This window comes from Streptomyces ziwulingensis (assembly GCF_039542605.1).
GTDB classification, from domain to species: Bacteria; Actinomycetota; Actinomycetes; order Streptomycetales; family Streptomycetaceae; genus Streptomyces; species Streptomyces ziwulingensis.
On sequence record NZ_BAABIG010000025.1, the window covers coordinates 148,000 to 171,655 of the forward strand.

21 protein-coding genes are annotated in these 23,656 nt (G+C 72.9%); 12 read left to right on the forward strand and 9 right to left on the reverse strand.

The features are described from left to right. Positions 1 to 82: 82 nt before the first annotated feature. Positions 83 to 523, reverse strand: a complete 441-nt coding sequence (locus tag ABEB00_RS15510; protein WP_345620260.1) for a MarR family winged helix-turn-helix transcriptional regulator — start codon at positions 521 to 523, stop codon at positions 83 to 85. A 209-nt stretch (positions 524 to 732) separates the two neighbouring features. Here ABEB00_RS15510 and ABEB00_RS15515 point away from each other — a divergent pair, with 209 nt between their 5' ends. Further along, positions 733 to 2,187 carry an MFS transporter gene (locus ABEB00_RS15515; protein ID WP_345620207.1) on the forward strand — a complete coding sequence of 485 codons (1,455 nt, stop codon included), beginning with the start codon at positions 733 to 735 and terminating at the stop codon, positions 2,185 to 2,187. Positions 2,188 to 2,296: 109 nt separating this feature from the next. Here the strand turns inward: ABEB00_RS15515 and kdgD are convergent, their stop codons facing one another. Together kdgD and ABEB00_RS15525 are read right to left on the reverse strand one after the other, a co-directional pair. Then, on the reverse strand, positions 2,297 to 3,241 hold the full coding sequence (gene kdgD / locus ABEB00_RS15520; RefSeq protein ID WP_345620208.1) for a 5-dehydro-4-deoxyglucarate dehydratase: 945 nt from the start codon (positions 3,239 to 3,241) through the stop codon (positions 2,297 to 2,299). Positions 3,242 to 3,383: 142 nt separating this feature from the next. After that, a complete protein-coding gene (locus ABEB00_RS15525) occupies positions 3,384 to 4,565 on the reverse strand; it encodes an L-talarate/galactarate dehydratase (protein WP_345620209.1) in 1,182 nt (393 codons plus the stop codon). Positions 4,566 to 4,668: 103 nt separating this feature from the next. On the opposite strand from ABEB00_RS15525, the gene ABEB00_RS15530 reads away from it, so the two are divergent. The 3 genes from ABEB00_RS15530 to ABEB00_RS15540 all read left to right on the forward strand — a co-directional run bounded on the left by ABEB00_RS15530 (position 4,669) and on the right by ABEB00_RS15540 (position 8,473). Next, the gene (locus tag ABEB00_RS15530) at positions 4,669 to 5,544 is read left to right on the forward strand and encodes a LysR substrate-binding domain-containing protein (protein ID WP_345620210.1); all 876 of its coding nucleotides are present in this window, start codon (positions 4,669 to 4,671) and stop codon (positions 5,542 to 5,544) included. A 215-nt stretch (positions 5,545 to 5,759) separates the two neighbouring features. After that, complete coding sequence (locus ABEB00_RS15535) at positions 5,760 to 7,097, forward strand: gluconate:H+ symporter (RefSeq protein ID WP_345620211.1); 1,338 nt, start codon at positions 5,760 to 5,762, stop codon at positions 7,095 to 7,097. A gap of 41 nt (positions 7,098 to 7,138) precedes the next feature. Then, on the forward strand, positions 7,139 to 8,473 hold the full coding sequence (locus tag ABEB00_RS15540) for an enolase C-terminal domain-like protein (RefSeq protein ID WP_345620213.1): 1,335 nt from the start codon (positions 7,139 to 7,141) through the stop codon (positions 8,471 to 8,473). Between the two features lie 11 nt (positions 8,474 to 8,484). Here the strand turns inward: ABEB00_RS15540 and ABEB00_RS15545 are convergent, their stop codons facing one another. Then, positions 8,485 to 10,839, reverse strand: coding sequence for a helix-turn-helix domain-containing protein (locus ABEB00_RS15545; RefSeq protein WP_345620214.1), 2,355 nt, complete (start codon positions 10,837 to 10,839; stop codon positions 8,485 to 8,487). 133 nt (positions 10,840 to 10,972) lie between these two features. Here ABEB00_RS15545 and ABEB00_RS15550 point away from each other — a divergent pair, with 133 nt between their 5' ends. Then, a complete protein-coding gene (locus ABEB00_RS15550; RefSeq protein WP_345620216.1) occupies positions 10,973 to 11,323 on the forward strand; it encodes a DUF1330 domain-containing protein in 351 nt (116 codons plus the stop codon). 39 nt (positions 11,324 to 11,362) lie between these two features. Here the strand turns inward: ABEB00_RS15550 and ABEB00_RS15555 are convergent, their stop codons facing one another. Beyond that, complete coding sequence (locus ABEB00_RS15555; RefSeq protein ID WP_345620217.1) at positions 11,363 to 12,619, reverse strand: alginate lyase family protein; 1,257 nt, start codon at positions 12,617 to 12,619, stop codon at positions 11,363 to 11,365. Between the two features lie 93 nt (positions 12,620 to 12,712). After that, positions 12,713 to 13,390 (reverse strand): ScbR family autoregulator-binding transcription factor, encoded by a 678-nt coding sequence (locus tag ABEB00_RS15560; protein ID WP_345620218.1) that lies wholly within the window; start codon positions 13,388 to 13,390, stop codon positions 12,713 to 12,715. A gap of 455 nt (positions 13,391 to 13,845) precedes the next feature. Here ABEB00_RS15560 and ABEB00_RS15565 point away from each other — a divergent pair, with 455 nt between their 5' ends. From ABEB00_RS15565 to ABEB00_RS15585, 5 genes are all read left to right on the forward strand, one after another. Then, on the forward strand, positions 13,846 to 14,073 hold the full coding sequence (locus ABEB00_RS15565; RefSeq protein WP_345620219.1) for a DUF5302 domain-containing protein: 228 nt from the start codon (positions 13,846 to 13,848) through the stop codon (positions 14,071 to 14,073). A 319-nt stretch (positions 14,074 to 14,392) separates the two neighbouring features. Then, positions 14,393 to 15,904, forward strand: coding sequence for an FAD-binding oxidoreductase (locus ABEB00_RS15570; RefSeq protein ID WP_345620220.1), 1,512 nt, complete (start codon positions 14,393 to 14,395; stop codon positions 15,902 to 15,904). Positions 15,905 to 15,994: 90 nt separating this feature from the next. Next, a complete protein-coding gene (locus ABEB00_RS15575) occupies positions 15,995 to 17,209 on the forward strand; it encodes an acyl-CoA dehydrogenase family protein (protein WP_345620221.1) in 1,215 nt (404 codons plus the stop codon). A 41-nt stretch (positions 17,210 to 17,250) separates the two neighbouring features. Then, the gene (locus ABEB00_RS15580; RefSeq protein WP_345620222.1) at positions 17,251 to 18,747 is read left to right on the forward strand and encodes an MFS transporter; all 1,497 of its coding nucleotides are present in this window, start codon (positions 17,251 to 17,253) and stop codon (positions 18,745 to 18,747) included. A 128-nt stretch (positions 18,748 to 18,875) separates the two neighbouring features. Further along, positions 18,876 to 19,040: a pyridoxamine 5'-phosphate oxidase family protein gene (locus ABEB00_RS15585; RefSeq protein WP_345620223.1), complete on the forward strand. Its 165-nt coding sequence runs from the start codon at positions 18,876 to 18,878 to the stop codon at positions 19,038 to 19,040. Here ABEB00_RS15585 and ABEB00_RS15590 read toward each other — a convergent pair. Continuing rightward, the gene (locus tag ABEB00_RS15590; protein WP_345620224.1) at positions 19,000 to 20,007 is read right to left on the reverse strand and encodes an NAD-dependent epimerase/dehydratase family protein; all 1,008 of its coding nucleotides are present in this window, start codon (positions 20,005 to 20,007) and stop codon (positions 19,000 to 19,002) included. The genes ABEB00_RS15585 and ABEB00_RS15590 overlap by 41 nt on opposite strands. Before the next feature lie 216 nt (positions 20,008 to 20,223). Between ABEB00_RS15590 and ABEB00_RS15595 the strand changes: the two genes are divergently transcribed. Next, on the forward strand, positions 20,224 to 20,988 hold the full coding sequence (locus ABEB00_RS15595; RefSeq protein WP_345620225.1) for a glucose 1-dehydrogenase: 765 nt from the start codon (positions 20,224 to 20,226) through the stop codon (positions 20,986 to 20,988). Positions 20,989 to 21,093: 105 nt separating this feature from the next. Here ABEB00_RS15595 and ABEB00_RS15600 read toward each other — a convergent pair whose 3' ends face one another. Next, on the reverse strand, positions 21,094 to 22,062 hold the full coding sequence (locus tag ABEB00_RS15600; protein ID WP_345620226.1) for a ScbA/BarX family gamma-butyrolactone biosynthesis protein: 969 nt from the start codon (positions 22,060 to 22,062) through the stop codon (positions 21,094 to 21,096). A 178-nt stretch (positions 22,063 to 22,240) separates the two neighbouring features. On the opposite strand from ABEB00_RS15600, the gene ABEB00_RS15605 reads away from it, so the two are divergent. Further along, the gene (locus tag ABEB00_RS15605) at positions 22,241 to 22,939 is read left to right on the forward strand and encodes a ScbR family autoregulator-binding transcription factor (RefSeq protein WP_345620228.1); all 699 of its coding nucleotides are present in this window, start codon (positions 22,241 to 22,243) and stop codon (positions 22,937 to 22,939) included. Between the two features lie 49 nt (positions 22,940 to 22,988). Here ABEB00_RS15605 and ABEB00_RS15610 read toward each other — a convergent pair whose 3' ends face one another. Next, complete coding sequence (locus tag ABEB00_RS15610) at positions 22,989 to 23,561, reverse strand: shikimate kinase (RefSeq protein WP_345620229.1); 573 nt, start codon at positions 23,559 to 23,561, stop codon at positions 22,989 to 22,991. Positions 23,562 to 23,656: the final 95 nt, after the last annotated feature.

A 23,656-nucleotide genomic window follows, 5' to 3' on the forward strand; every position in this document is an offset into this window, starting at 1 on the left:
CGGGCTTCTTTCGGGAAAGCTGCTCATGACCTGCGTCTGTCCGCTCTCCCGGCTCTCACACACCCCCCGCGCGGCGCCCGCGTCACACGGGATGTTCCGCCGGCTCGGGGCGGGGCCAGGGCATGCCGTGGATCTGCTCGATGCCCGCGTTGAAGCGCTGGAGGTAGTCGGCGAAGGCGGTGATGTCCCGCTCGGGCCAGTCGGCCATGATGCGGTCCAGGCTGGCGACGATGCCGGTGCGCTCCTCGTCCAGGCGGCGTTCGCCCTCCGCGGTGATACGGAACTTGCGGGCCATGCCGCCGTCCGGGTCCGGGATGCGCTCGACCAGGCCCGCGCGCTTGGCGGCCGCCGTCTGCCGGTTGAGCGTGGAGGCGTCGAGGCCGAAGGCGTCACCGAGCTGCCCGATCGACATCGGGCCCTGCATGCGGATGCGGCTGAGCAGGATGTAGGCGCTGCGGTCCAGGACGCTGCCGGCCCGGGTGCCTTTGCCCTTGTGCAGATGCATATAGCGGCTCAGCAGCATCTGCTCGAACTCGACCCGGTCCGTTCCCCTGTCCGCCCTGTTCACAAGCCCTCTTCTCTGCGGTGCGACTCCTCGTGGCTCACTCCGCTCCATCATATGCATCCGGCACGTCATGTGGTAGATACATGCTATGTGTATGATGCACAAGGCGCTCCTCGGAACCGGCGGAGACGCCGTTACCCGTCGAGGTCTCATGAAGGAGCTCCACCATGGACGGCCCCCAGCCGACAGCCCGTTCGAGCGGTGTCGTCGCCACGCTCGCCCTGGCCGGCACCGTCGCCGCGGTCATGCAGACGCTGGTGACCCCGCTGATCGCGGAGATGCCGCAGATCCTGAACACCAGTGCCTCGAACGCGGCCTGGGTGGTCACCGTCACCCTGCTCGTCGCGGGTGTGTGCGTGCCGGTCTCGGGACGCCTCGGCGACCTGATCGGCAAGCGGCGGATGCTCCTCGTCTGTGCCGTGCCGCTGGTGATCGGCTCGGTGGTCTGCGCGCTCTCCTCGACCGTCGTGCCCATGATCGTCGGACGCGGTCTGCAGGGCATGGGCATGGGCATGGTGCCCCTCGGCATCGCGCTGCTGCGTGACGTCGTCCCGGCGGAGAAGCTCAGCGGCTCGATCGCCCTGGTGAGCGCCTCCATGGGCATCGGCGGCGCCATCGGCCTCCCGCTGGCCGCGGCCGTCGCCCAGTACGCGAACTGGCGGGTGCTCTTCTGGGGCTCGGCCGGGCTCGCCCTGCTGATCGGCGCCCTGATCTGGTTCGTCGTCCCGGACGTGCCGGCCGGCGCCAAGGGCCAGCGCTTCGACGCGCCCGGCGCCATCGGCCTCGCCATCGGTCTCGTCTCCCTGCTGCTCGCCATCTCCAAGGGCGGCGACTGGGGCTGGTCCTCGGGCACCACGCTCGGCCTGCTCGCCCTCGCGGTCGTCGCGCTCGGCGTGTGGGGCTGGTACGAGCTGCGCACCCGCGAGCCGCTGGTCGACCTGCGCACCACCGCCCGCCCCCGCGTGCTCCTGACCAACGCCTCCTCGATCCTCATCGGCGTCGGCATGTACGCCTTCATGCTGATCGCCCCGCAGCTCCTGCAGTTCCCGGAGGCCACCGGCTACGGCCTGGGCCAGTCGATGCTGGCGGCCGGCCTCTACCTGGCGCCCGGCGGCATCATGATGATGATCATCTCCCCGCTCGGCGGGAAGCTCATCAACTCCCGCGGCCCCAAGGTCGCCCTGATCCTCGGCGCGGTGGTGATCGCGGCCGGCTACGCGCTCGCCCTCCCGCTGATGGGGACCGCCTGGGGCCTGATGATCGCCGGTATCGTGATCAACAGCGGTGTCGCCCTCGCCTACGGCGCCATGCCCGCCCTGATCATGAGCGCCGTGCCGCTCTCCGAGACGGCGGCGGCCAACGGCTTCAACGCCCTGATGCGCTCGCTCGGCACGACCATCGGCTCGGCGGTCATCGGTGTCGTCCTGGCGCAGATGACCGTCACCATGGGCGGCTACACCCTCGCCTCCGAGGACGGGTTCCGCACGGGCCTGCTGATCGGCTGCGGCGTGGCGCTGGTCTCGGCCGCCGTCGCCTGCCTGATCCCCGCCCTGCGCACCGGCGCGGAGGAGGAGCCGGCCGACGAGCGGGCACCGGCCGAGCAGGCGCCGACCCGCGCCTGAACCGGCCGACAGCGCCCGGCACCCGGACCCGCCGGGCGCCGGGCGCTGTCGCGTTCCCGGCCGGCGGCCGGCCGGGCCGCCCCATCGGAACCCCGGCCCGCACGCGACCTCAAGCGCGGCCCGCCCCCGCCCCGGACAGGCCGGGGATCTCGGAGATCAGCGCCGACAGGGCGTCGAACTCGTCCGGGGTCAGATCGGTGAGCGGCGGCCGGACCGGGCCCGCGCCGTGGCCGGTGGCGGTCATACCGGCCTTGACGATGCTGACCGCGTAACCGGCCTGGCGGTTGCGGATCTCGGTGTACGGGAGCACGAAGCCCGCCAGCATCCGGGTCACGTCCGCCGGCCGGCGCTCGCGCACGGCCGCGTAGAAGGCGAGGGCGAACTCGGGGGCGAAGTTGAAGATGGCCGAGGAGTAGGTCGTCACGCCGAGCTGGAGATAGGGCAGGGCGTACGTCTCGGCGGTGGGCAGGCCGCCGATGTAGGTGAGGCGCTCGCCGAGGCCGGCGACGATACGGGTCACGGTGTCGATGTCACCGACCCCGTCCTTGTAGCCGATGAGGTTGGGGCAGTTGCCGGCGAGCCGCGCGACGGTGTCGGCGCCGTACACGGCGTTGGCGCGGCTGTAGATGATCACGCCGAGGGAGGTGGCGCGGCAGACCGCCTCGACGTGCTGGGCCAGCCCCTCCTGCCCGGCCTCGGTGAGGTACGGCGGGAAGAGCAGGATGCCGTCCGCGCCGGCCCGTTCGGCGGCGGCCGCCATTTCCACGGCGGTGGCCGTGCCGTAGCCGACCGGGGCCAGGATCGGGGTGCCCTCGGGGGCGCTCTGCGCCGCGGCGGCCACGACGCGCGTGACCTCGGCGGGGGTGAGGGAGAAGAACTCACCGGTGCCGCCGGCCGCGAAGAGACCGCCGACCTCGTACTCGGCGAGGCGGGCGATGTTCTCGCGGTAGGCGTCCTCGTCGAAGGAGAGGTCGGCGCGGAAGTGGGTCACGGGGAAGGAGAGCAGCCCGGAGCCGACACGGCTGCCGAGTTCTGCCGGGGTGAAGGACGTCATGGGAGGGCTCCTGTGAAGGTCGTCGGTGCGGCATGGGCGGTGCGGGCGGTGCGGGCGGCATGGGCGGCATGGGCGGCGCGGGCGGCGCGGCTGTCCGTTGTCGACGCCGCCCGCGCCGGGCTCCGCGGTGCGCGGCGGGCGATCAGGGGCGGGCGCCTGCCTCGTGGGTGGCGGTGGTCCACGCCCGGGCCTGGTCGCTGAGGGTGAAGCCGAGGCCGGGCCGGGCGGAGAGGTGCATCCGGCCGTCGCGGATCTCCAGGCGCTCGTCGAAGAGCGGCTCCAGCCAGTCGAAGTGCTCCACCCAGGGCTCGATGGGATAGGCCGCGGCGAGGTGGAGGTGGATCTCCATCGCGAAGTGCGGTGCCAGTTGGAGCTGGTGGTGCTCGGCGAGCGCGGCGAGCTTGAGGAACTGGGTGATGCCGCCGATCCGGGGCGCGTCGGGCTGGATGACGTCGGCCGCGCCGTGGCGGATCAGCTCGACGTGCTCGGCGACGCTGGCGAGCATCTCGCCGGTGGCCACGGGCGTGTCGAGGGAGGCGGCGAGCGCCGCGTGGCCCGCCGCGTCGTAGGCGTCGAGGGGCTCCTCGATCCAGACGAGGCCGAACTCCTCCAGCGCCCGGCCCATGCGCTGGGCGGTGGGCCGGTCCCACTGCTGGTTGGCGTCGACCATGAGCGGCACACCGTCACCGATGTGCTCGCGTACGGCGCTGAGCCGGGTCAGGTCGTACTTCCCGTCGGGGTGGCCGACCTTGAGCTTGATGCCGCCGATGCCGTTGGCCAGGGAGGCGGTGGCGTTGTCCAGGACCTGTCCGGTCGGGGTGTGCAGGAAGCCGCCCGAGGTGTTGTAGCAGCGCACCGAGTCCCGGTGGGCGCCGAGCAGCTTGGCCAGCGGCAGCCCGGCCCGCTTGGCCTTGAGGTCCCACAGCGCCACGTCGAACGCGGCGATCGCCTGCGTGGCCAGGCCGCTGCGGCCGACGGAGGCGCCGGCCCAGGCGAGCTTGGTCCAGATCCTGCCGATGTCGCTGGGGTCCTCGCCGATCAGGTTGCCGGCGATCTCCTTGGCATGCGCGAACTGGCCGGGACCGCCGGCCCGCTTCGAGTAGCTGAAGCCGACCCCCTCATGGCCCTGTTCGGTGGCGATCTCCACGAACAGGAAGACCACCTCCGTCATCGGCTGCTGCCGGCCGGTGAAGACCTTCGCGTCGCTGACCGGGGTGGCCAGCGGCAGCGTCACCGAGGACAGCCGCAGCCAGGCGATCTTGTCGAGGGTCGCCGCGCCCGCCGTGAGCGCGGGGTGCGGCGTCGTGTTCATCGAGGTCACCAATGCGAGTCCCTTGGTTGAGGCGGTCCCGTCGGCTGACGTTAAGGTTCGCGAATGATTCACGTCCAACATAGTTTTTGGATGTGGCGATACCTGGAGAGCATCAGTGTTCACTCTTGCCCAGTTGACGAGCTTCGTGGCCGTCGCCGAAGAACTGCACTTCACCCGGGCCGCGGAGCGGCTGAACATGACCCAGCCGCCGCTCAGCCGACAGATCCAGCTCCTGGAGAACGAACTGCGGGTGCAGCTCCTGGACCGCACCAACCGCACCGTGCGCCTCACCCCGGCAGGACGCGCCTTCCTGGTCGAGGCCCGGCGCATCCTGCGCCACTCCGAGCACGCGACCCTCGCCGTGCGCCGGGTCTCCACCGGTGAGGCGGGCGCGATCGCCGTCGGGTTCACCGCCGCCAGCGCCTACTCCGCGCTCGGCACCCTCCTGGAGACCGTACGGGCGGCGCTGCCGGGCGTGGAGCTGCTGCTGCAGGAACTCGTCACCCGGGACCAGTTGAAGGCGCTCGGCGAGGGTTCGCTCGACCTCGGGCTGATCCGGCCCTCGGCCACCGGCGCCGACCTCACCTCGCGGCCGGCGGTGCGCGAGGGGCTGCTGGCCGCGCTGCCCGCCGGGCACCCGCTGGCCGCCCCGGCGGGGCCGATGCGGATCGGGGACCTGGCCGGCGAGGACTTCCTGATGTACTCGCCCATCGAGGCCCGCTACTTCCACGAACTGGTGGTCAGCATCTTCCGGGCCGCCGGGGTCCGGCCCGTCGTCACCCAGTACCTCGCCCAGGTGCACAGCATGCTGGCCCTGGTCAACGGCGGCTGGGGAATCGCCCTCGTCCCCGAGGCCGCGGCCCAGATGCGTTACGGCGGCATCGCCTTCCGGCCCGTGGAACTGCCCGACCCCCAGCCCGTCGAACTGAACCTGGTGTGGCGCAGGAACAACGACAACCCCGTGCTGGAGGCGCTGCTGCGCCACCTGTGACACGCGTCCGTAAAGCACCCGCAACGTTCCCGGCACGGTCCGGCGATTCAAGGAAGGTATCGCACGCAACAAAATTCGACCTAGACGTGCATCGGAAGCCTCTCTACGGTCGATCCAGCCGCCGGTTCGAGCACGTCCGCAGTGCCACCTCACTCGGAGCTCCCGGGGTGCGGTTCGTCCGCCCGTCCGACCACAGTTCAAAGGGGAGCTGCCACATGCCGCTTGTCGTCGTCGGGATCAGTGTTCTGGTCCTGCTGCTGCTCATGACCCGGGTGAGACTGAACGGCTTCGCGGCCCTGCTGCTGGTGGCGGTCGCGGTCGCCGTGGTCCAGGGGATACCGGTCATGGACATCCCCGACGTCCTCTCGGAGGGCATCGGCGGCCAGATCGGCGACACGATGCTCACCATCGGGCTCGGCGCCATGGTCGGCCGCGTCATGGGCGACTCCGGCGCCGCGCAGCGCATCGCCGGCAAGATCCTGGACTCCTTCGGCCCACGCTGGGTCCAGGTCGCGATGGTCGTCACCTCGATGCTCATCGGCGTCACGATGTTCTACGAGGTCGCCTTCATCATCATCGTGCCCATCGCGTTCACCCTGGTCAGGGTCACCGGCGCCAACCTGCTCTGGGTCGGCCTGCCGATGTCGATCGCCCTGTCCACCATGCACAGCTTCCTGCCGCCGCACCCCGGCCCCACCGCCGTCGCCGCGACCTTCCACGCCTCCGTAGGACTGACCCTCTTCTACGGCCTGTTCATCGCGATCCCGGCCGGCGCGCTGGTCGCGCTGCTCTGGCCCCGGCTGCCGTTCATCAGGGCCATGCACCCCTCCATACCCAAGGGTCTGGTCAGCGAGCGCGAGTTCACCGACGAGGAGATGCCCGGCCTCGGCTGGTCGCTGTTCGTGGCCCTCTTCCCCGTCGTCCTGATCGCCGGCGCCGCGGTGACCGACATGGCCGTCTCCGGCGACAGCCCGGTCCTGCACACCATCGCCTTCCTCGGCTCGGCCCCCATCGCCCTGCTGCTCACCCTGCTGCTGGCGATCTGGGCGTTCGGGCCGCGCATCGGCCGCAGTCTCACGGAGGTCAGTTCCTCCTGCACCTCGGCCGCCCAGGCGATGGCGATGATCCTGCTGGTGATCGGCGCCGGCGGCGCCTTCAAGAACGTCCTCGTCGAGGGCGGCATCTCCGACTACATCAAGGACGTCACCCACGGCTGGTCCATCTCGCCGATCATCCTCGCCTGGCTCATCGCGGTCATCCTCCGCGTCGCGCTCGGCTCGGCGACGGTCGCCGTCGTCACCGCCTCCGGTGTGGTGCTCCCCCTGCTCGCCGGCAGCGGGACCAGCCCCGAGATGATGGTGCTCGCCGTCTCCTGCGGCTCCATCGCCTTCTCGCACGTCAACGACCCCGGTTTCTGGCTCTTCAAGGAGTACTTCAACCTCTCGGTGATCCAGGCGATCAAGGTCCGCACCTCGTACACCACCGTGCTGTCGGTCCTCGGCCTCGGCGGCGTCCTGGCGGCCGAGTGGGCCGTCGGCGTCCTCGGCCTGTGACCCGCCCCCCTGCCCCCTCCCGCAAGGAACCCGTAGCCACCATGAGCACCAGCCAGCCGACCGTCACCGCGTTCGCCGTCTATCCCGTGGCGGGCCGCGACTGCATGGAACTGAACCTCTCCGGCGCCCACGGGCCCTACTTCACCCGCAACATCGTCGTCCTGACCGACTCCGAGGGACGTACCGGCCTCGGCGAGGTCCCGGGCGGCGAGGGAATCACCCGGACCCTGCGGGACGCCGAGTCCCTCGTGCTCGGCGCGAAGGTCGGCGACCACAAGCGGGTCCTGCGGGAGATCGGCGACCGCTTCGCCGACCGCGACTCGGGCGGACGCGGCGCCCAGACCTTCGACCTGCGCACCACCGTGCACGCCGTCACCGCCGTCGAGTCGGCCCTGCTCGACCTCCTCGGCCAGCACCTCGACGTCCCCGTCGCCGCCCTCCTCGGCGACGGACAGCAGCGCGCCTCCGTCCGGGTGCTCGGTTACCTCTTCTACGTCGGCGACCCCGACCGCACCGACCTGGAGTACGTCCGCGAACCCGGCGCCGCTGTCGACTGGCACCGGGTCCGTCACGAGGAGGCCCTCACCCCCGAGGCGATCGTCCGCCAGGCCGAGGCCGCCTACGACCACTACGGCTTCCGCGACTTCAAGCTGAAGGGCGGGGTCCTGGAGGGCGCCGAGGAGGTCAGGGCCGTCCGCGCCCTCAAGGAGCGGTTCCCCGAGGCCCGGATCACCCTCGACCCCAACGGCGCCTGGTCGCTGCGCGAGGCCGTCGACCTGTGCAAGCCGCTGGTCGGCACCCTCGCCTACGCGGAGGACCCCTGCGGCGCCGAGAGCGGCTACTCCGGCCGGGAGATCCTCGCCGAGTTCCGCCGCGCCACCGGCCTGCCCACCGCGACCAACATGATCGCCACCGACTGGCGGCAGTTGACCCACGCCCTCGCCCTGCAGTCGGTCTCCATCCCGCTGGCCGATCCGCACTTCTGGACCATGCAGGGCTCGGTGCGCGTCGCCCAGTTGTGCCACGCGATGGGCCTGACCTGGGGCTGCCACTCCAACAACCACTTCGACATCTCGCTGGCGATGGTCACCCACTGCGGTGCGGCGGCGCCCGGGGAGTACAACGCCCTGGACACGCACTGGATCTGGCAGGAGGGCCTGGAGCGGCTCACCGTGCGGCCGCCCCGCATCGTCGACGGCGAGATCGCCGTCCCCGACGCGCCCGGTCTCGGCGTACGGCTGGACATGGACCGCCTCCTCGCCGCGCACGAGCTGTACCGGGAGAAGGCGCTCGGCGCCCGGGACGACGCGCGGGGGATGCGGTACCTGGTACCGGGCTGGGAGTTCGACGCCAAGCGGCCCTGCCTGGTCCGGTAGGGCGCCGCGGCTCAGAGCGGGAAGCGGGTGGGCGGCGAGGGCTCACCCGCGTTCAGGGCGTCGAGGTGGGTGCGGGCCTCGGCCAGGACGGCCGCGGGGATGTGCTCCGTCATCGCCAGCAGACCGCGGTACTCGGCGGCCGCCTCCTGGTGGCGGCCGAGGTGGGTGAGGGCGTGGGCGAGGTGGAGGTAGACCTTGCCCGCCTGCCAGTAGGAGCCGCGGGCGTCGAGCTGTCCGCGCAGGGAGGCCAGCAGGTCCGCGGCCTCCCGCCACCGTCCCTCGTCCAGATAGACGTACGACACGTGGTACGAGGCGATCAGGGCGGTGATGTCGCGCTCGTCCCGGGAGACGCGGTCGCGGGTGAGCGGATCGTCGAGCACGTCCATGACTCCCCGGTACGCGGTCAGCGCCTCCTCCGGCCGGCCGGCCTTCCAGGCGACCGGGATGACCCCGCCGGACGCCTGGAGGAAACCGGTGAGGTGATCGGCCTCGGCGAACAGCTCGGTGGCGCGGCGGAATTCGTCGGCCGCGCCCGACCAGTCGTCGTCGACGATCCGCAGCCACCCGAGGTGGTCGTGCGACCAGGCCTGCTGCACCGGGTCCGCCGCGGCGGTGGCGAGGGCGAGCGCGCGGGTGGAGGCGGCGACAGCGTCGGCCTGCCGGCGTTCGCAGGCCCAGTAGGCCCATGACAGATGGTTCAGGTGGGTCGCCTGGAGCGTGGCGTCCCCGAGGGCCGCGCCGGCCGCGGCGGCGCGTTCGTAGATCTCGGGCCAGTGCCCCCAGGACACCCAGTTCTCGGAGAACGTGTTGAGCGCCTCGGCGACCTCGGCCACCTTGGCGTGCTCGCCCACCTCGGCGGCGTCCCGGAACGCCGCCAGCCAGTTGTCGCTCTCCTCCTTGATCCAGCGCAGCGCCCTTTCCCTGCTGTCCAGGGTGAGCAGGCGGTCCGGCGACGGGCCCGGGGCAGCGGCGCCGTCCGGTCCGAACCAGCCGCCGGCCCGGACGGCGCTGTCCAGGAGCCAGGACCGGGCCCGGGCCCGCGCGGCCCGGGAGTCCTCCGCCCCGTCCTCCGCCCGGTTGCGGCTCGCCGCGTACAGGCGGAGCAGGTCGTGCAGGCGGTAGCGGCCGTCGCGGGAGGGCAGCAGCAGCCCGGACTCCACCAGTTCCTCCAGGAGGTCCTCGGCGGCGGTCGGCGAGGTCTGCCGCAGCACGGCGGCCTGCTCCAGGCCGATGTCCGTGCCGTGCGCGAGGGACAGCAGCCGGAACATCAGCGCGGCGCCGGGCGCCAGCTTCGAGTAGGAGAGGGCGAAGGCGGAGTTGACCCGCAGGTCACCGGCGCTGAGCGCGTCGAGCCGGCGCTCCTCGTCGGCGAGCCGGCCGGCCAGCCGGCCGAGGCTCCAGTTGGTGCGGGTGGCGGCCCAGTTCGCGGCCACCCGCAGGGCCAGCGGGAGGCGCCCGCAGGAGTCGATGACCGAGCGCACCGCCTCCGGTTCGGTGTCCACCCGCCGGGCGCCCAGGACGGCCCGCAGCAGGGAGGCCGACTCGGCGTCCGTCAGCATGCCTAGCTCCACCCGGTGCACGCCCTCCAGACCGGCCAGGGTGCGCCGGCTGGTCACCACCACCAGGGAGCGCCCCTCGCGCGGCAGCAGCGGGCGGACCTGCGCCTCGGTGGCGGCGTTGTCCAGCACCACCGCCACCCGCCGCTCGGCGGCCAGCTCGTAGTAGCGCGCCAGGTGTTCCTCGGCGGTGTGCCGGGCCAGCTCGGCGTCCGGCACGCCCCAGGAGGTGAGCAGCCGCAGCGCCGCCTGTTCCGCCGAGAGCGGCTGGGCGTCGAGGCCGCGCAGGTCCAGCAGGAAGCACCCGTCGGGGAAGGACGGCGCGAGCTGCTCGGCCAGCCGGACGGCGAGGGCGGTCTTCCCGCTGCCGGGCGGCCCGGACACCACGGCGGTCGGCAGGGTCGCCGAGCGGGCCGTCCAGGTCCGGGGCGGCGCCTGCTCGGTGGCCTGTGCGGCCAGCGCCCGCAGCGCCTCCAGCTCGTCGGCCCGGCCCACGAAGTCCCTGAGTCCCCTGGGCAGGGTGAACGGTGACGCCACGGCCGGACCCGAGCGGGCCGTCGCCTCGGCGCGGGCCGTGCGTGCCGCGGTCACCAGCAGCGAGTGCGTCGCCTCGTCCAGCCGCAGCCCCTGGGCCAGCGCGGTGAGCGTGCCCCGGTGCGGGCGGCGGCTGCGGCCGCGCTCCATGTCACCGATGGCGCGGCCCGAGACCCCGGAGGCCTCGGCCAGCTCCTCGATGGTCAGCCGACGACTCTGCCGCAACTGGCGCAGCAGCCGGCCCAGTGGCGCTCCGGCCTCGTTCTCCGCATGCATGAAGGGATTGTATGTCCGGTAAGTTCCATCCGGCGGACCACTCACCCCCTTGAGCAGGTCGGCCGGCAGGGCAACCATCGGCCCCCCTCGGGCGTCATCCGCTCGTGACCCGGATACTCGACGGAAGGACGCCATGCCCGCCTACGCCATAGCCCACTTGCAGGACGCCGCCCCGCATCCGGAGATCGCCGAGTACATCGAGCGCATCCCCGCCACGTTCGAGCCGTACGGCGGCCGTTTCCTCGTCCATGTCACGCCGCACGAGGTGAAGGAGGGCACCTGGCCCGGTGCCGTCGTGCTGATCGGCTTCCCCGGCATCGCCGAGGCGCGGGCCTGGTGGGACTCGCCCGGCTACCGGGAGATCGCGCCCCTGCGCACGAGGCACGTCCAGGGCGACATCATCCTGGTCGAGGGCGTCCCCGAGGGCTACGACCCCGCCGCCACCGCCGAGGCCATGCGCAAGGTCCTCGCCGTCGAGCCGTGACGCTGCCCGGGGGCGCCGATCCGGGGGCGGGGAGCGGCCTCAGGCCGGGTTGTCGCCGTGGGTCAGCGTCTCCCAGGCGACGAAGAGGTTGTTGGTGCCCGCCGGGCGGTTGCGTTCGGTCAGGGCCTGGGTGTTGGTCATGGCGAGACCGAGGCGGTTGTGCAGCGCGTTGTAGCCCACCTCGGTGACCGGGCCGAGCCCGAGGTCGAGCGTGCCGCCGCAGAGCCAGTCGGGCACGGCCGCGCCCTGCTCGTATCTGGCCTGGAAGCCGAGCGCCTGCCGCAGCCGCTCGCCCACGTCGGTGCCGTACAGGTCCTGGCCCTGGATCCGGCTGGTCTCGGCGACATGGGAGAGGGACGAGATGCCGTACCCGGTGTGGGTGAGGTCGCGGCAGGTCTCCTGGGTGAGGCCGGTGACGAAAGTGCCCTGCCCCTGCCAGTAGGCGACTATCCGCTCCCGGGTGTTGAGGTTCTGGCTCGGCACGGTCCTGGGCAGGTCGCCGTCGGAGGTGAGGTAGACGTAGGCCGCGGCGCGGGTGCGGAAGAGCGCCATGGCCTTGTCGTAGGACGCCTTGTCCTCCAGGAAGACGGAGATGCCGACGGCGGCCTCCGTCATCGTCAGCTCCCAGTTGCCGTTGGAGTTCGACCCGTTGATGATCTCGGGCAGGTAGACGTCGCGGAGCATGGTCGCGAAGCGGCCGGAGCCGGCCCACGTCCCGGTGTACGTGTACTTGATGATCTCGGCGGCCTTGGGCCAGGAGGAGCCGGCCCAGCCGGTCTGCAGGGGCGCGTTGCTGTTGGTGTGGTCCTTGACCACCGCCGACCACGCGTCCATCAGCTCGATGGACTTGCGGGCGTAGCGTTCGTCGCGGGTGAAGTACCACAGGAGCGCGTCGGTGTAGGCCGCTATGGCGTCCTCGCGCTCGTCCGTGCAGCCGAGGTTGGGATTCGAGTACGAGCCGCACTCCACGACCGCGCGCGCCTTCGGGGTGCGGTTCAGGTCGGCGTACCTGCTCGCCTTCATCTGGTCGAAGGCGGCCTTCCAGGGCTGCGCCCCGGCGTCGACCTTGCCGCGGGCGAAGTCGAGCTGCCCCTTGGAGACGGTCACCCCGGGGTGGGTGAAGGAGGCGGGGGCGGCTTCGGCGGGCACGGTGGCGTCCGGCCGCAGCAGCAGGGTGCCGACCAGTGCGGTGGTGAGGGCGGCGAGCAGGAGGGTGCGGGATCTGCCGCGGGCGCGTGGGGCAGCGGACGCGGATGTGGACGGGGGAGCCGGGGGAGCCGGGGGAGCGGATGGCATGTGGGGGACCGTCCCTTCGTTCGTGTACGTGAACGATGAGTGCCTGTGTGAACACGGGCTGGTCGGTGACGATAGGTAGAGACCAATGGCCCGTCAAGGTCCGGGACGGAAGTCCGCCGGCGCGCTCTCGCGCGGCGCGCCGACGATCTCCGCGTGCACGGACGGACCCCGGGTCTCGGCGAGGTCCACGCAGACGAGTACGGCGGGAACCACCACATTGGGCAGCAGGTGCCGCAGCAGCGCCGTGACCTGACACGGCAGATCCTGATACCCGGTGGTCGCCTCGGACATCGCCTGGACGCCGGCGAAGGCGCCCGTCGCGACGCGGGCCGTCCCGGCGGGATCGACATGCGGCAGCAACTCCCCCTGGCGCTCGGCGAGGCGCAGCAGCCGCTCCCCGGCCTGCTGCCGGCGCAGGAACACCGCCGCGCGGTCCGGGTCCTCCGCGCGCTGGTCCAGGGTGAGCCGTGCGCCGGCCCGCACCATGGGGTCGGTCCGCAGCAGATGGGCGTGGAGCGCCATCGCGTCCACGAACTCCTGGACCTTGACGGCACGCGCGGGCACGGTGAGCTTCCGGTCCTGCTCGCCGCGGACGCCGAGGGCGAGGGCCTCCTTGGACTCGAAGTGGAAGTAGAGGGCGCCCTTGGTCACCCCGGCGGCGGCCAGGATCTCGGAGATGGTCGCGGCACGGTAGCCGCGGCTCTCGAAGACCCTGGCCGCCGCTTCCAGGATCGTCCGGCGTGTGCGGATGGCACGGTCCTGCGTCGGCACTGCGGCCCCCTTCCCCTCTCCGGCGACACCCCCCGGAGACCCTGATGAAAACCGTCCAGTCCGTATCGTAGGGCGGCGGTGACGGGGGGCGGCCGGGGGCCGATGCCGGATGCCCGCACCCCGTGGGCCGGTGGGGCCGGGGGGTCGGTGGAGTGCCGCGGCCGGCACGGCAAACCGGTCGCGCTGTTTCCGCCGCACTACGGCGCGTCTTCCCCGGGCGGGGCTCGGGCACCGTACCGCTCGGCTTCCGCTCGGGCGGGCGGGCGGCGCGGACCGGTGACCGGCCTCTCGCCCCGGGGCGGCGCCGGAAATGCGTTTGCTCTGACCACCGTCTCCGTGACAGCGTCCCGGGGGTACCCCGTTCGTCCACGCAGACCACCGTCAGCGCCGTCATCCGTGTCGGCCCGCCGGGTCCGCCGAGCCCCCACCCACCGCCGAGACCCAGGAGGCAGCACATGACCGACGACAAGAAGCAGGACACCGAGGAAACCACCCAGGCCGAGGCGGCCGGGGAAGCGGCGGCGCCCGAGGAGACGGACGCCAAACGCAAGTTCCGCGAGGCGCTGGAGCGCAAGGCCGGCACCGGCCGGGCCCAGCAGGCGCACCAGGACGGACGCTCCAAGATCAAGGGCCTCAACGGCCCCAAGGGGCAGAGCCGCAACTTCCGCCGCAAATCCGGCTGACGCCGCCCCGACCCGCCGCTTCGGCCGGGCCGTCCCGATCCGCACCACGGATCGGGGCGGCCCGGTCCGCGTTCGCGCCCGTGCGCCGCACCGGGCCGCCGCGACCGGCGGCTGTGACGGCGGCTGTGATCGGCGGCTGCGACCGGCCGTCGTGCCGGGCCGTCTCGTGCCGGGCCGTGCGCGAACTCCTCAATTGGCGTGCGCGATCAGGGGAGAGCGAGGGCGCCCGGGTTCCTAGCGTGGTGGCGACGCCCGGTGAGCGGCAGGTGCGCGGCCGTCGCGTCCGCCCACCGCCCACGAACGAACCCGAGGTGCCGCGATGACCGTCCTCCCCGAATCCGTCACCGGGCCGCACGCATCCGCCGGTGCCTCCCTGCGCGCCGCGCTGGCCGAGGCCGCCCGGGTGGTGGGCGCGGACCGGGTCACCCACCCCGGCGAGGAGACGGCCGGCCCGCCGGTCAGCCCGCTCGGACCGAACGTAAGCCTCTACCGTTCGCGCGCCGTCCACGGCGTCGTACGCCCGCAGACCGCCGAGGAGGTCCGGCGCGTCGTCGCGCTCTTCGCGGACGGCACCACCGGCGCCCGGCTGCACACCTTCAGCACCGGCGGGAACTGGGGGCTCGGCTCCCGCGAACCCGCCGCGGACGGCGCGGTCGTGCTCGACCTCTCCGGCCTCGACCAGATCCGCGACATCGACGTCGCCCAGGGCTGGGCGGTCGTCGAGCCCGGCGTCACCCAGGCCCGGCTGGCCCATCTGCTGGCCGGCACCGAGCGGATGCTCAACGTGACCGTCTCCTCCGCGCACACCAGCGTCGTCGGCAACGCCCTGGACCGCGGGGTGGGCCTGCGCCACCAGCGCGTCGAGGACCTGATGGGCCTCGAAGTGGCCCTGCCGGACGGCGAGACGGTCCGCGTCGGCTGGTGGCCCGAGCCCAGCCGCCCGACCCCCGTCTACCCGCACGGCCTCGGCCCCTCGCTGGTGCAGCTCTTCGTCCAGTCCGACCTCGGCGTGGTCACCGCCGCCACCGTGCGGCTGCTGCCGAGGCCCGAGGCGCTGCGGGTGGTCCGGCTGCACTTCACCCCCGGCCAGGTCGAGGAGGCCACCGCCGAGATACGCCGCTGGGTCGCCCAGGGCCTGGCCAGCGGCGTGGTGAAGATCTACAACGAGGCCGCGGCCAAGGCGTACGGCGGTCCGGCCGGCCAGTACCTGGTCCACGTCTGCGTCGACGGGACGGCCCGGTCGGTGGCCGCGCTCAGCGCCGTCGTCACCGCCGAGGCCGAACGGTCCGGCCTGTTCAGCGCCGTCTCGGCCACCGACGCCGAGGACCCGCAGGCGGCCAATCACGACATCGCCGTCCGGGTGGAGCGCGCCTACGCCGGCGACCCCGACCCGACCGACGTGCTGTTCGAGGCGAAGACGGGCCGCCCGGCCGCCCGACTGGACGAGGAAGGCGGGTTCCTGTTCTTCCTGCCGCTGGTGCCCTTCACCGGAGGGGCCCTGGCCCGCGCCGACGCCCTGATCGAGCAGGTGCGGGTGGAGACCGGCGTGCGCTGCGGAGCCACCTTCAACACGCTCGGCGCCGACGTCGTCGACTGCGTCATCACGATGCGGTTCGCCCGCCGCGGCGACGAGGCCGACGCCGCCCACCTGGCCCTGGACCGGCTCTACGAACTCTTCGCCACCGAAGGGTTCATCCCCTACCGGCTCGACATCGACCACACCGACTGGGCCGACCGGCTCGCCCCCGACGCCGGCGCCCGCGCCTTCGCCCGGCGGCTCAAGGACGCCGTCGACCCGCGGCACGTCATCGCCCCCGGCCGCTACGCCTGAACCCGGCCGGGGAGGACCACCCGCACCACCCCCACCCGCACCACCCGCACCCCTGCCCGCACCCGCCCCTGGACGCTGGGAGAGCGCCGCATGAGCCTGATCGATGCCCTGGACTCCGTCACCGCCCCACCGCAGACCCCGTACACCGCCGAGGAGATCCTGGCGCGGGCCCGCGCCGCCGCGCCCCGGCTGCGCGAACGCGCCGAAGACATCGAGAACGAGCGGCAGTTGCCGCCCGACATCGTGGCCCTGCTGCGCGGTACCGGCGTGTTCCGCATGGCCCGGCCCGCAGTGTGGGGCGGACCCGACCTCGACGCCGTCCAGCAGACCGAGGTGATCGAGGCGCTCGCCGTGGGCGACGCCTCCGCCGCCTGGTGCGCGATGATCGGCATGGACACCCCGGTCTACGCCGGCTTCCTCGGCGAGGACGTCGCCCGGCGGCTGCTCGCCGACCCGGACACCGTCACCGCCGGCGCCATCATGCCCATGGGGCGCGCCGAGCGGGTGCCCGGCGGCTACCGGGTCACCGGCCAGTGGCACTTCGGCAGCGGCATCACCCACAGCACCTGGGTCGTCGGCGGTGTCCTCGTCACCCGCGACGGCGAACTGGAGCCCGGCCCGCCCGGCGCACCCGGCAACTGGCGGGTGGTCGTGGCCCCCGTCGAGGACTTCGAGATCCAGGACACCTGGTACACCACCGGCCTGGCCGGCTCCGGCAGCCGGGACTACCGCACGGAGAACCTGTTCGTGCCCGAGGACCACACCTTCAGCTTCGCCGCGCCCCGGGTCACCGGCGCCGCCGCCACCCCCGACGCGGTCCTGCGCACCATGGCCGGCGTCCCGCTCGGTACGGCCCGGGCCGCGATCGACCACGTCCGCCAGATGGCCACCACCCGCATCGACCGGACCACGGGGACGCCCTGGCCGGAGAACTACCGCGTCCAGACGGCCGTCGCCCAGGCGGAGATGGACCTGTCCGCCGCCCGCTACGCCGTCTACGGCAGCCTGCGCGAGCAGTGGGAGATCCTGGAGGCCGGCGACGTACTCACCCGGGACGAGCAGGTGGCCACCGTACTGGCCAGGGTCAACGCCTTCCGCACCGCCCGCACGGTCGTCGCCGCCCTCTTCGACGTCGTGGCGACCGCGGCCGTCTACCGCCCCTCCGTGCTGGACCGCGCGCTGCGCGACCTCAACACCATGTGCCAGCACGTCATCGCCCAGGACCAGGTCGTCCAGTCCGCCGGCGCCCACCTGCTGGGCGGCGCCCCGCACAACGCGTACAGCGTGGGCGTAGTCCTCCAGTAGCCCTCTCACCCACACCACACCGACGACGAGGACCAGCTCGCATGGCCACTTCCACCGAACCACCCCTGCTCCACGACGACTTCGCGGTCGGCCGGCCGGAGCCCGCCGCGCCGCGGTCCGGCTGGGGCGCGCGCCTGTGGGGCACCCTCATCGTGCTGTGCGGCGCGATGTTCCTCGACGCGCTCGACAACGCGATGGTCGGCATCGCCGTCCCGCCCATCCAGTCGGACCTGGGCATGTCCACCGCCTCCGTGCAGTGGGTGGTCAGCTCCTACGTCCTCGGCTTCGGCGGCTTCCTGCTGCTGGGCGGGCGCATGGCCGACCTGCTCGGCCGCCGCAAGGTCCTGCTGGTCGCCGTCGCGGTGTTCGCCGCCGCCTCCCTGGCCGGCGGCCTCGCCACCGACGGCGCGCCGGTCGTCGCGGCCCGCTTCGTGATGGGCGTCAGCGCCGCCTTCACCGCCCCGGCCGGCCTGGCCATCATCATGACCACCTTCCCGGAGGGCCCGCAGCGCAACAAGGCGGTCGGCATCTACACCGCCTGCGGCGCGGCCGGCTTCTCCATGGGCCTGGTCCTCGGCGGTCTGCTCACCGAGATCGGCTGGCGCTGGACCTTCCTGCTGCCGGTGCCCGTCGCGGCCGGCGTCTTCCTCGGCGCGCTCGCCCTGGTGCCCCGCGACGCGGCACGGGCCCCGGGCCGGCGCCAGTACGACGTGGCGGGCGCCGTCACCGTGACACTGGCGATGCTGCTGCTGGTCTTCACCATCGTCCAGGCCCCCGAGGCGGGCTGGACGAGCGCCGAGACGATCGCCGGATTCGTGGTGGCCGTCGCCCTGGCCGCCCTGTTCGTCGCCGTCGAGAAGCGCACCGCCGAGCCGCTGATCCGCCTCGGCCTGCTCACCAACCGCGCCCTGGTCGGTGCCGCGCTCGCCGCCGCGGCCATCCTCGGCACCTACCTGAGCTTCCAGTTCGTCGGCGCGCTGTACATGCGGTCGCTGCGGGACTGGTCGCCGCTGGAGATGGCGATGGCCTTCCTGCCGTGCGGGCTGCTCATCGCGACCGTCGCGCCGCGCGCCGGCAAACTCGTCGGCCGCTTCGGGGCCGCCTGGATGATCTTCGCCGGGTTCGTCGCCTACACCGCCGCCTACGTGCTGTTCTGGCGGATCGGCGAGACGTCCGGCTACGCCGCCGTCATCCTGCCCACCATGCTGCTGATCGGCATCGCCTTCCCGTTCGCCTTCACCGGTTCCTCCGTGCAGGCGACCACCGGGGTGGACGCGTCCGAGCAGGGCGCCGCCGCCGGTGTGCTCCAGACCGGCTACCAGGTGGGCGCCGCGGTGGTCCTCGCCGTCGTGACCGCCACCATGGCGAGCGGCACGCACCCCTCCACCGCCGAGCAGCTCGACGGTTTCCACTCCGGTATGTACGTCATCACCGGCATCTCCGCTCTCACCATGCTCTTCGCGCTGGTCTCGGCGGTACGCGGCGCCGCCCGCAAGCGCGCCGAGCGGGCGCTCGCCGGCGACACGGCGGGCGTCTGACCCACGGACCCTTCCGGCCCGTCGGCGCCCGCATCGGCCCGGAGTTCCCGGGGACCGCGCCGGCGGAGGCACAGCACCTGCCCGGCGCCGACCACGGCCGGCGCCTGCCGCTGAAGAACGTGTACGACGTGGAACTCATCCGCGACGGAAGGCGCCGGCTGGTGCGGCGCACGACCGTCGACGACCTGCTCGTCAACAGCGAGGTGGCCCGGCAGAAGGTGCGCAACCCGCGCCGCGACCCGGGGGCCACGCTCATGATCGCGCCGCGACGGCAGTACGGGTGGGGCCACTGACCGGGGCCGGCCGACCGCCGGAGAGACGGCCGCGGTACCAGTCGGCGCCGGCCGCGAAGTCGGCGGCGAAGCTCCGGCCGGGCACGGTGCCCAGCAGCCGCCACAACCGAGAGGTGTCGTACCAGTGATCCCGGGCCAGCAGCGACAGCCGCCGCTGCCAGCAGGGGGCGTCCAGCGTGGACCGCCAGGCCCCGGCCTGGGCGTACGTCACCTCCCCGGCGGGCAGCGGCAGGTTCAGGGCACCTGCGGTGGCCGTGATCAGCTCGCGGGCGCGGACCGGGTCGGGGCGGCTCGCGTGCAGCACCTCGCCGCGGGGCACCGACGCCCGCAGGGCGAGGGCGGCGAGCACCCGGGCCAGGTCGTCCACCCCGATCACCGACATCAGCGCCCGGCCGCCGTCCACCCAGTGCGGCAGCTCCGTGAGGAACTCGGCCAGCGCGGGGACCACCCAGACGTCACCGGGGCCGTAGACCAGGTGCGGACGCACCACCAGACCACCCGCCGCCAGCACCCGCCGCTCCCCGGCGAGCCGGCTGACGCTCGTCGCGGAGGTCGGGCCGAGCGGCAACTCGCCCTCCCGGGCCCGCAGATGACGTCCGTCCCGGTACACGGCGGTGGTGCTCAACTGAACGATCCGCCGTACCCCGGCGCGCTCCGCCTCGGCGAGCAGCGCGGCGGTGCCGGCGTCGTTGACCGCACGGCACAGCCCGGCGTCCCCGCCGACCTGCGAGGCCAGATGCAGCACCGTGTCGACCCCGTCGCACACCCCGCGCAGCGACACGGGATCGGTCAGACTGCCCGCACGCACCTCCACCCGGGCCGCGACGAGCGGCTCGGGCCGCGCGCGGTGGGCGAGCAGCCGCAGCTCGGGCGGGTCCGTCCGCGGTCCGTCCGACGCCAGCAGCGCGGCGACGCGGGTCCCGACGAAACCGGTGCCACCAGTGATCAGAATGCGAGGTACTGCCATGTCGCTCATCCCTTTCAGCCATGTGCGGGATCGTTCGAGGACGTCGGTGCGGGCGGGCGGGTCCCCGGGACCGGCCGGGCCCGGCAAGCCGGCGCGCGGGCCGGTGGAGCCGTACGGCCGGGGTGCGGGCGAGCCAGTTGCGCGGGACACGGCAGGGATCAGGCCAACTGCCTGTTCCGGCCATGTCCCGGGGCCCTGCTCAAGTAGTTTGGGATCATGACGTACCAGGGCCTTCTCGCAGGTAAGACTGCCTTCATCAGCGGAGCGAGCAGCGGCATCGGAGCCGCCGCCGCACGCGTGTTCTGCCGTGAGGGCGCGGCCGTCATGCTGGTGGCCCGCCGCGAGGAGAGACTGGCCGCCCTCACCCGCGAACTCCTGGGCGAGGGGTACCAGGCCGACTACACGGCGGCCGACGTCGCGCGCAGCGGCGAGGTGGCCGAGGCGGTGAACCGGACACTGGCCCGCTTCGGCCGGCTCGACGTCGCCTTCAACAACGCCGGGATCGGCGCCGCCCAGGTCCCCCTGCACGTGATGGCGGACGAGCTGTACGACACGATCATGGACACCAACGTACGGGGGGTGTGGAACTGCATGCGGCACCAGATCGCGGCGATGCTGCCCCGCGGCGGCGCCATCGTGAACACCAGCAGTACCGCCGGCCTGGTCGCCACACCGGTCGCCGCTCCCTACATCGCCTCCAAGCACGCGGTGCTGGGGCTGACCAAGGCGGCGGCGGCCGAGTACGCGCCCCACGGCATCCGGATCAACGCCGTCGCACCCGGCTCGACGCGCAGCGAGATGATCGACGAGTGGCTCGAACAGGACCCCGGCGCGGAGGAGTTGCTGCGCGCGGCGGCGCCGCTGCCGCGGATCGCCGACCCGCGGGAGATCGCCGAGGCGGCCGCCTGGCTGGGCAGTGACCGGGCCTCCTTCGTCATCGGTGCCACGCTGCCGGTGGACGGCGGCTGGACGATCCGGTGACGGGACGCGGTGGCCGGCGGCGGTGTGGGGGAACCCCGCCCGGGGAACCGGGGGAGGGCCTGCCGCGTTCCGCTGCCCCGCAGGGCGCGCCGGCGGATGAGCCGGTCAGCGCTCCTGGCGGGCGGTGGCCCCGTCGAACCTGATGACGAAGGCGAGATGCTCGTCCTGGTGACCGGTGACGCCGATCGAGGCCGTGCCGTCCTCGGTGGTGACGGCATGGGCGGCGACCCGGCACGGGGTGCCGAACTCGACGTACCGGCTGAAGCGCATCTCGGAGGCGGACGGGTCGAACCGGCCCGCCGGGAAGGTGAGGTGCGCGGCCTGCTGCGCCGCCTCCACCAGCACCATGGCCGGGACGTGGTCGTTGACCCGGTCGAAGAACAGTTCGTTGGCGGGGTCCGCGCGCAGCAGCCACCGGCCCGGCCCCTCGGCCGGGGAGAGGGCGACGTCGCACGCCTGGCTGTGGTGGACGGCCGTCGGGTCGACCGGCTCGGCGACCGGGGCGTCCCCGAGGGCGGGCAGGTGCCCCCGTATGCGCGCGTAGGCGGCGGGCGAGGTGACGTGGAAACGGATCGAGCCGGAGCCGACGGCCCGGCCGCCCGCCCGCAGCACCATCTCCAGATGCACGCTGGTCGGCACCGCGCCGCGCCGGCGCAGGTCGGCGACGCGCACGTCGAGGGTGAGGTCCTCGTTCGCCGCGGTGCGGGTGAGCAGCCGCGCGTCGAGGCGGTGGCACAGGTCCCACATGACGAAGTGGTGGCCGAGCGGCACACCGAGTTCCGCGTGCGAGACGAGGAGCGTGGTCTGCCGGATCGTCTCCAGCACCAGCGAGGCCGTACCCTGGCCGTCGGCGGTCACGAAGAGCCGGTGAGTGCGCGGTCTGCGTGCGGAAACCGTGAAGTGTGTGTCGTCGTGACGTGTCAGTTGAGTGGGCAGGACGTCCCGCAACCGGGCTCGGTGGACGAGTGTCTTCTCCACCGGAAGTGCCGGAACGCTGAGCGGTCCACCCGCTGTGATCTCCGGGAACGCGGCGCGGCGCGCCTCTTTGTGGACGTCCCGGATCGTCGAAGCCATAGCGCGCATGGTCGTTGCCTCTTCCGTCGAAGGTGAAGGTGCAGCACGACGTGGGGTATGGCCGATCTCCCCCCGCGGTCGGTAAGGTACAGGCATGCGGGTTTGTTTTTCAATGAGTGGGAAACGGCCCGCGGAAGCAATCACACGGAGCCGTTCCTTCCGGGGCGGCCGGGTACAGATGGGAGGCCGCGTGGCACGACAGGAGCGTGCGGTCAGGACCAGGAAAGCGATCTTGGGCGCAGCCGGTGAGGTGTTCGCCGAACACGGCTATGCGGGGGCCACGATCTACGACGTCTACACCCGGTGCGGGGTGACCAAGGGAGCCTTCTACTTCCACTTCGCCTCAAAGGTCGAACTTGCCCAGGCGGTGCTCGACGAGCAGGTCAGCGGCCAGATCGGATACCTGGAGGTCCCCTCGACCGGGAACGCGGCCAAGTTCCAGGAGGTGGCCGACATCGGGCTGCTGGTGGGGCACCGCCTCACCTTCGACCGGATGCTGCAGGGCAGCATCCGGCTCGCCGTGGACCAGGGGCACGAGATCAACCGCCGGGTGCCGTACCAGGCGTGGATCGACGTGCACGTCGCCCTCCTCGCCGAGGCGCGGGAGCGGGGCGAACTGCTGCCCGGCACCGATGTGGACGACGCGGCGCAGATGATCGTCGGCGCGTTCAGCGGCGTGCAGCTCATGGCGGAGGTGATGAGCGACCGCAAGGACCTGGAGGAGCGGATCGCGGTGCTCTACAGCGGGCTCGCCCGCGCCGTCGTCACCTCCGAGACGCTCGGCAAGCTGGACATCACCCCCGACCGCGGCAAGCGGCTCATGGCGCGCGTCATGGCGGAGGCCGAGAGTGACACCGGGGAGGAGTTCGCGGGATGAGCGGGTCCGTCGCGGGACCGGGGAACCGGCGGCGGACCGCTGGACGCGGTCAGGGGACCGGGTCGAGAACCAGTGCGAGCAGCGCCGTCCGGGTGACTTCCACGGCGCTGAGCCCCCGAGTGGTCACGGTCACCCGGGCGACCTCACGGTAGAACGGAGCGCGCCGCGCGGCCAGTCGCCGAAGCCGGGCCGCGGGGTCGCCGGCGAGCAGCGGCCGGTCCACCGTGCCGCCGGGCCGGCCCAGCACCTCCCGCACCTCGGCGTCGAGGTGCACGACCGGGCCGCCGGCCAGCCACGACCGCGTGACCGGGTCGACCACGGCGCCGCCGCCCAGCGCGAGCACGCCGTCGTGTGCGGTGAGCGCGGCGCGTACCGCCGCCCGCTCCCACTCCCGGAACCGGGGCTCCCCGTCGTCGGCGAAGATCCGGGCCACGGTGCGCCCGGTGCGGCGTTCCACGTCCTCGTCGGTGTCCCGGAAGGTCACCCCGAGCCGGTCGGCCATCATCCGGCCCACCGTCGACTTGCCCGATCCGGGGAGGCCCACGAGCACGGCCAGGGGGCGTATTCCGGGCGTCGCGGTGGGCGCGTCGGTACGTGGTGGGGGATACCGGTCGTCGGACAACGGGGCCTCCGTGGAGTGCGTGGCGGAGCCTGACTCCCTCGGATTGTCGGCGGACGGGGGCCCTTTCACCTGCGTGACCTGACACAGCGGTGCCC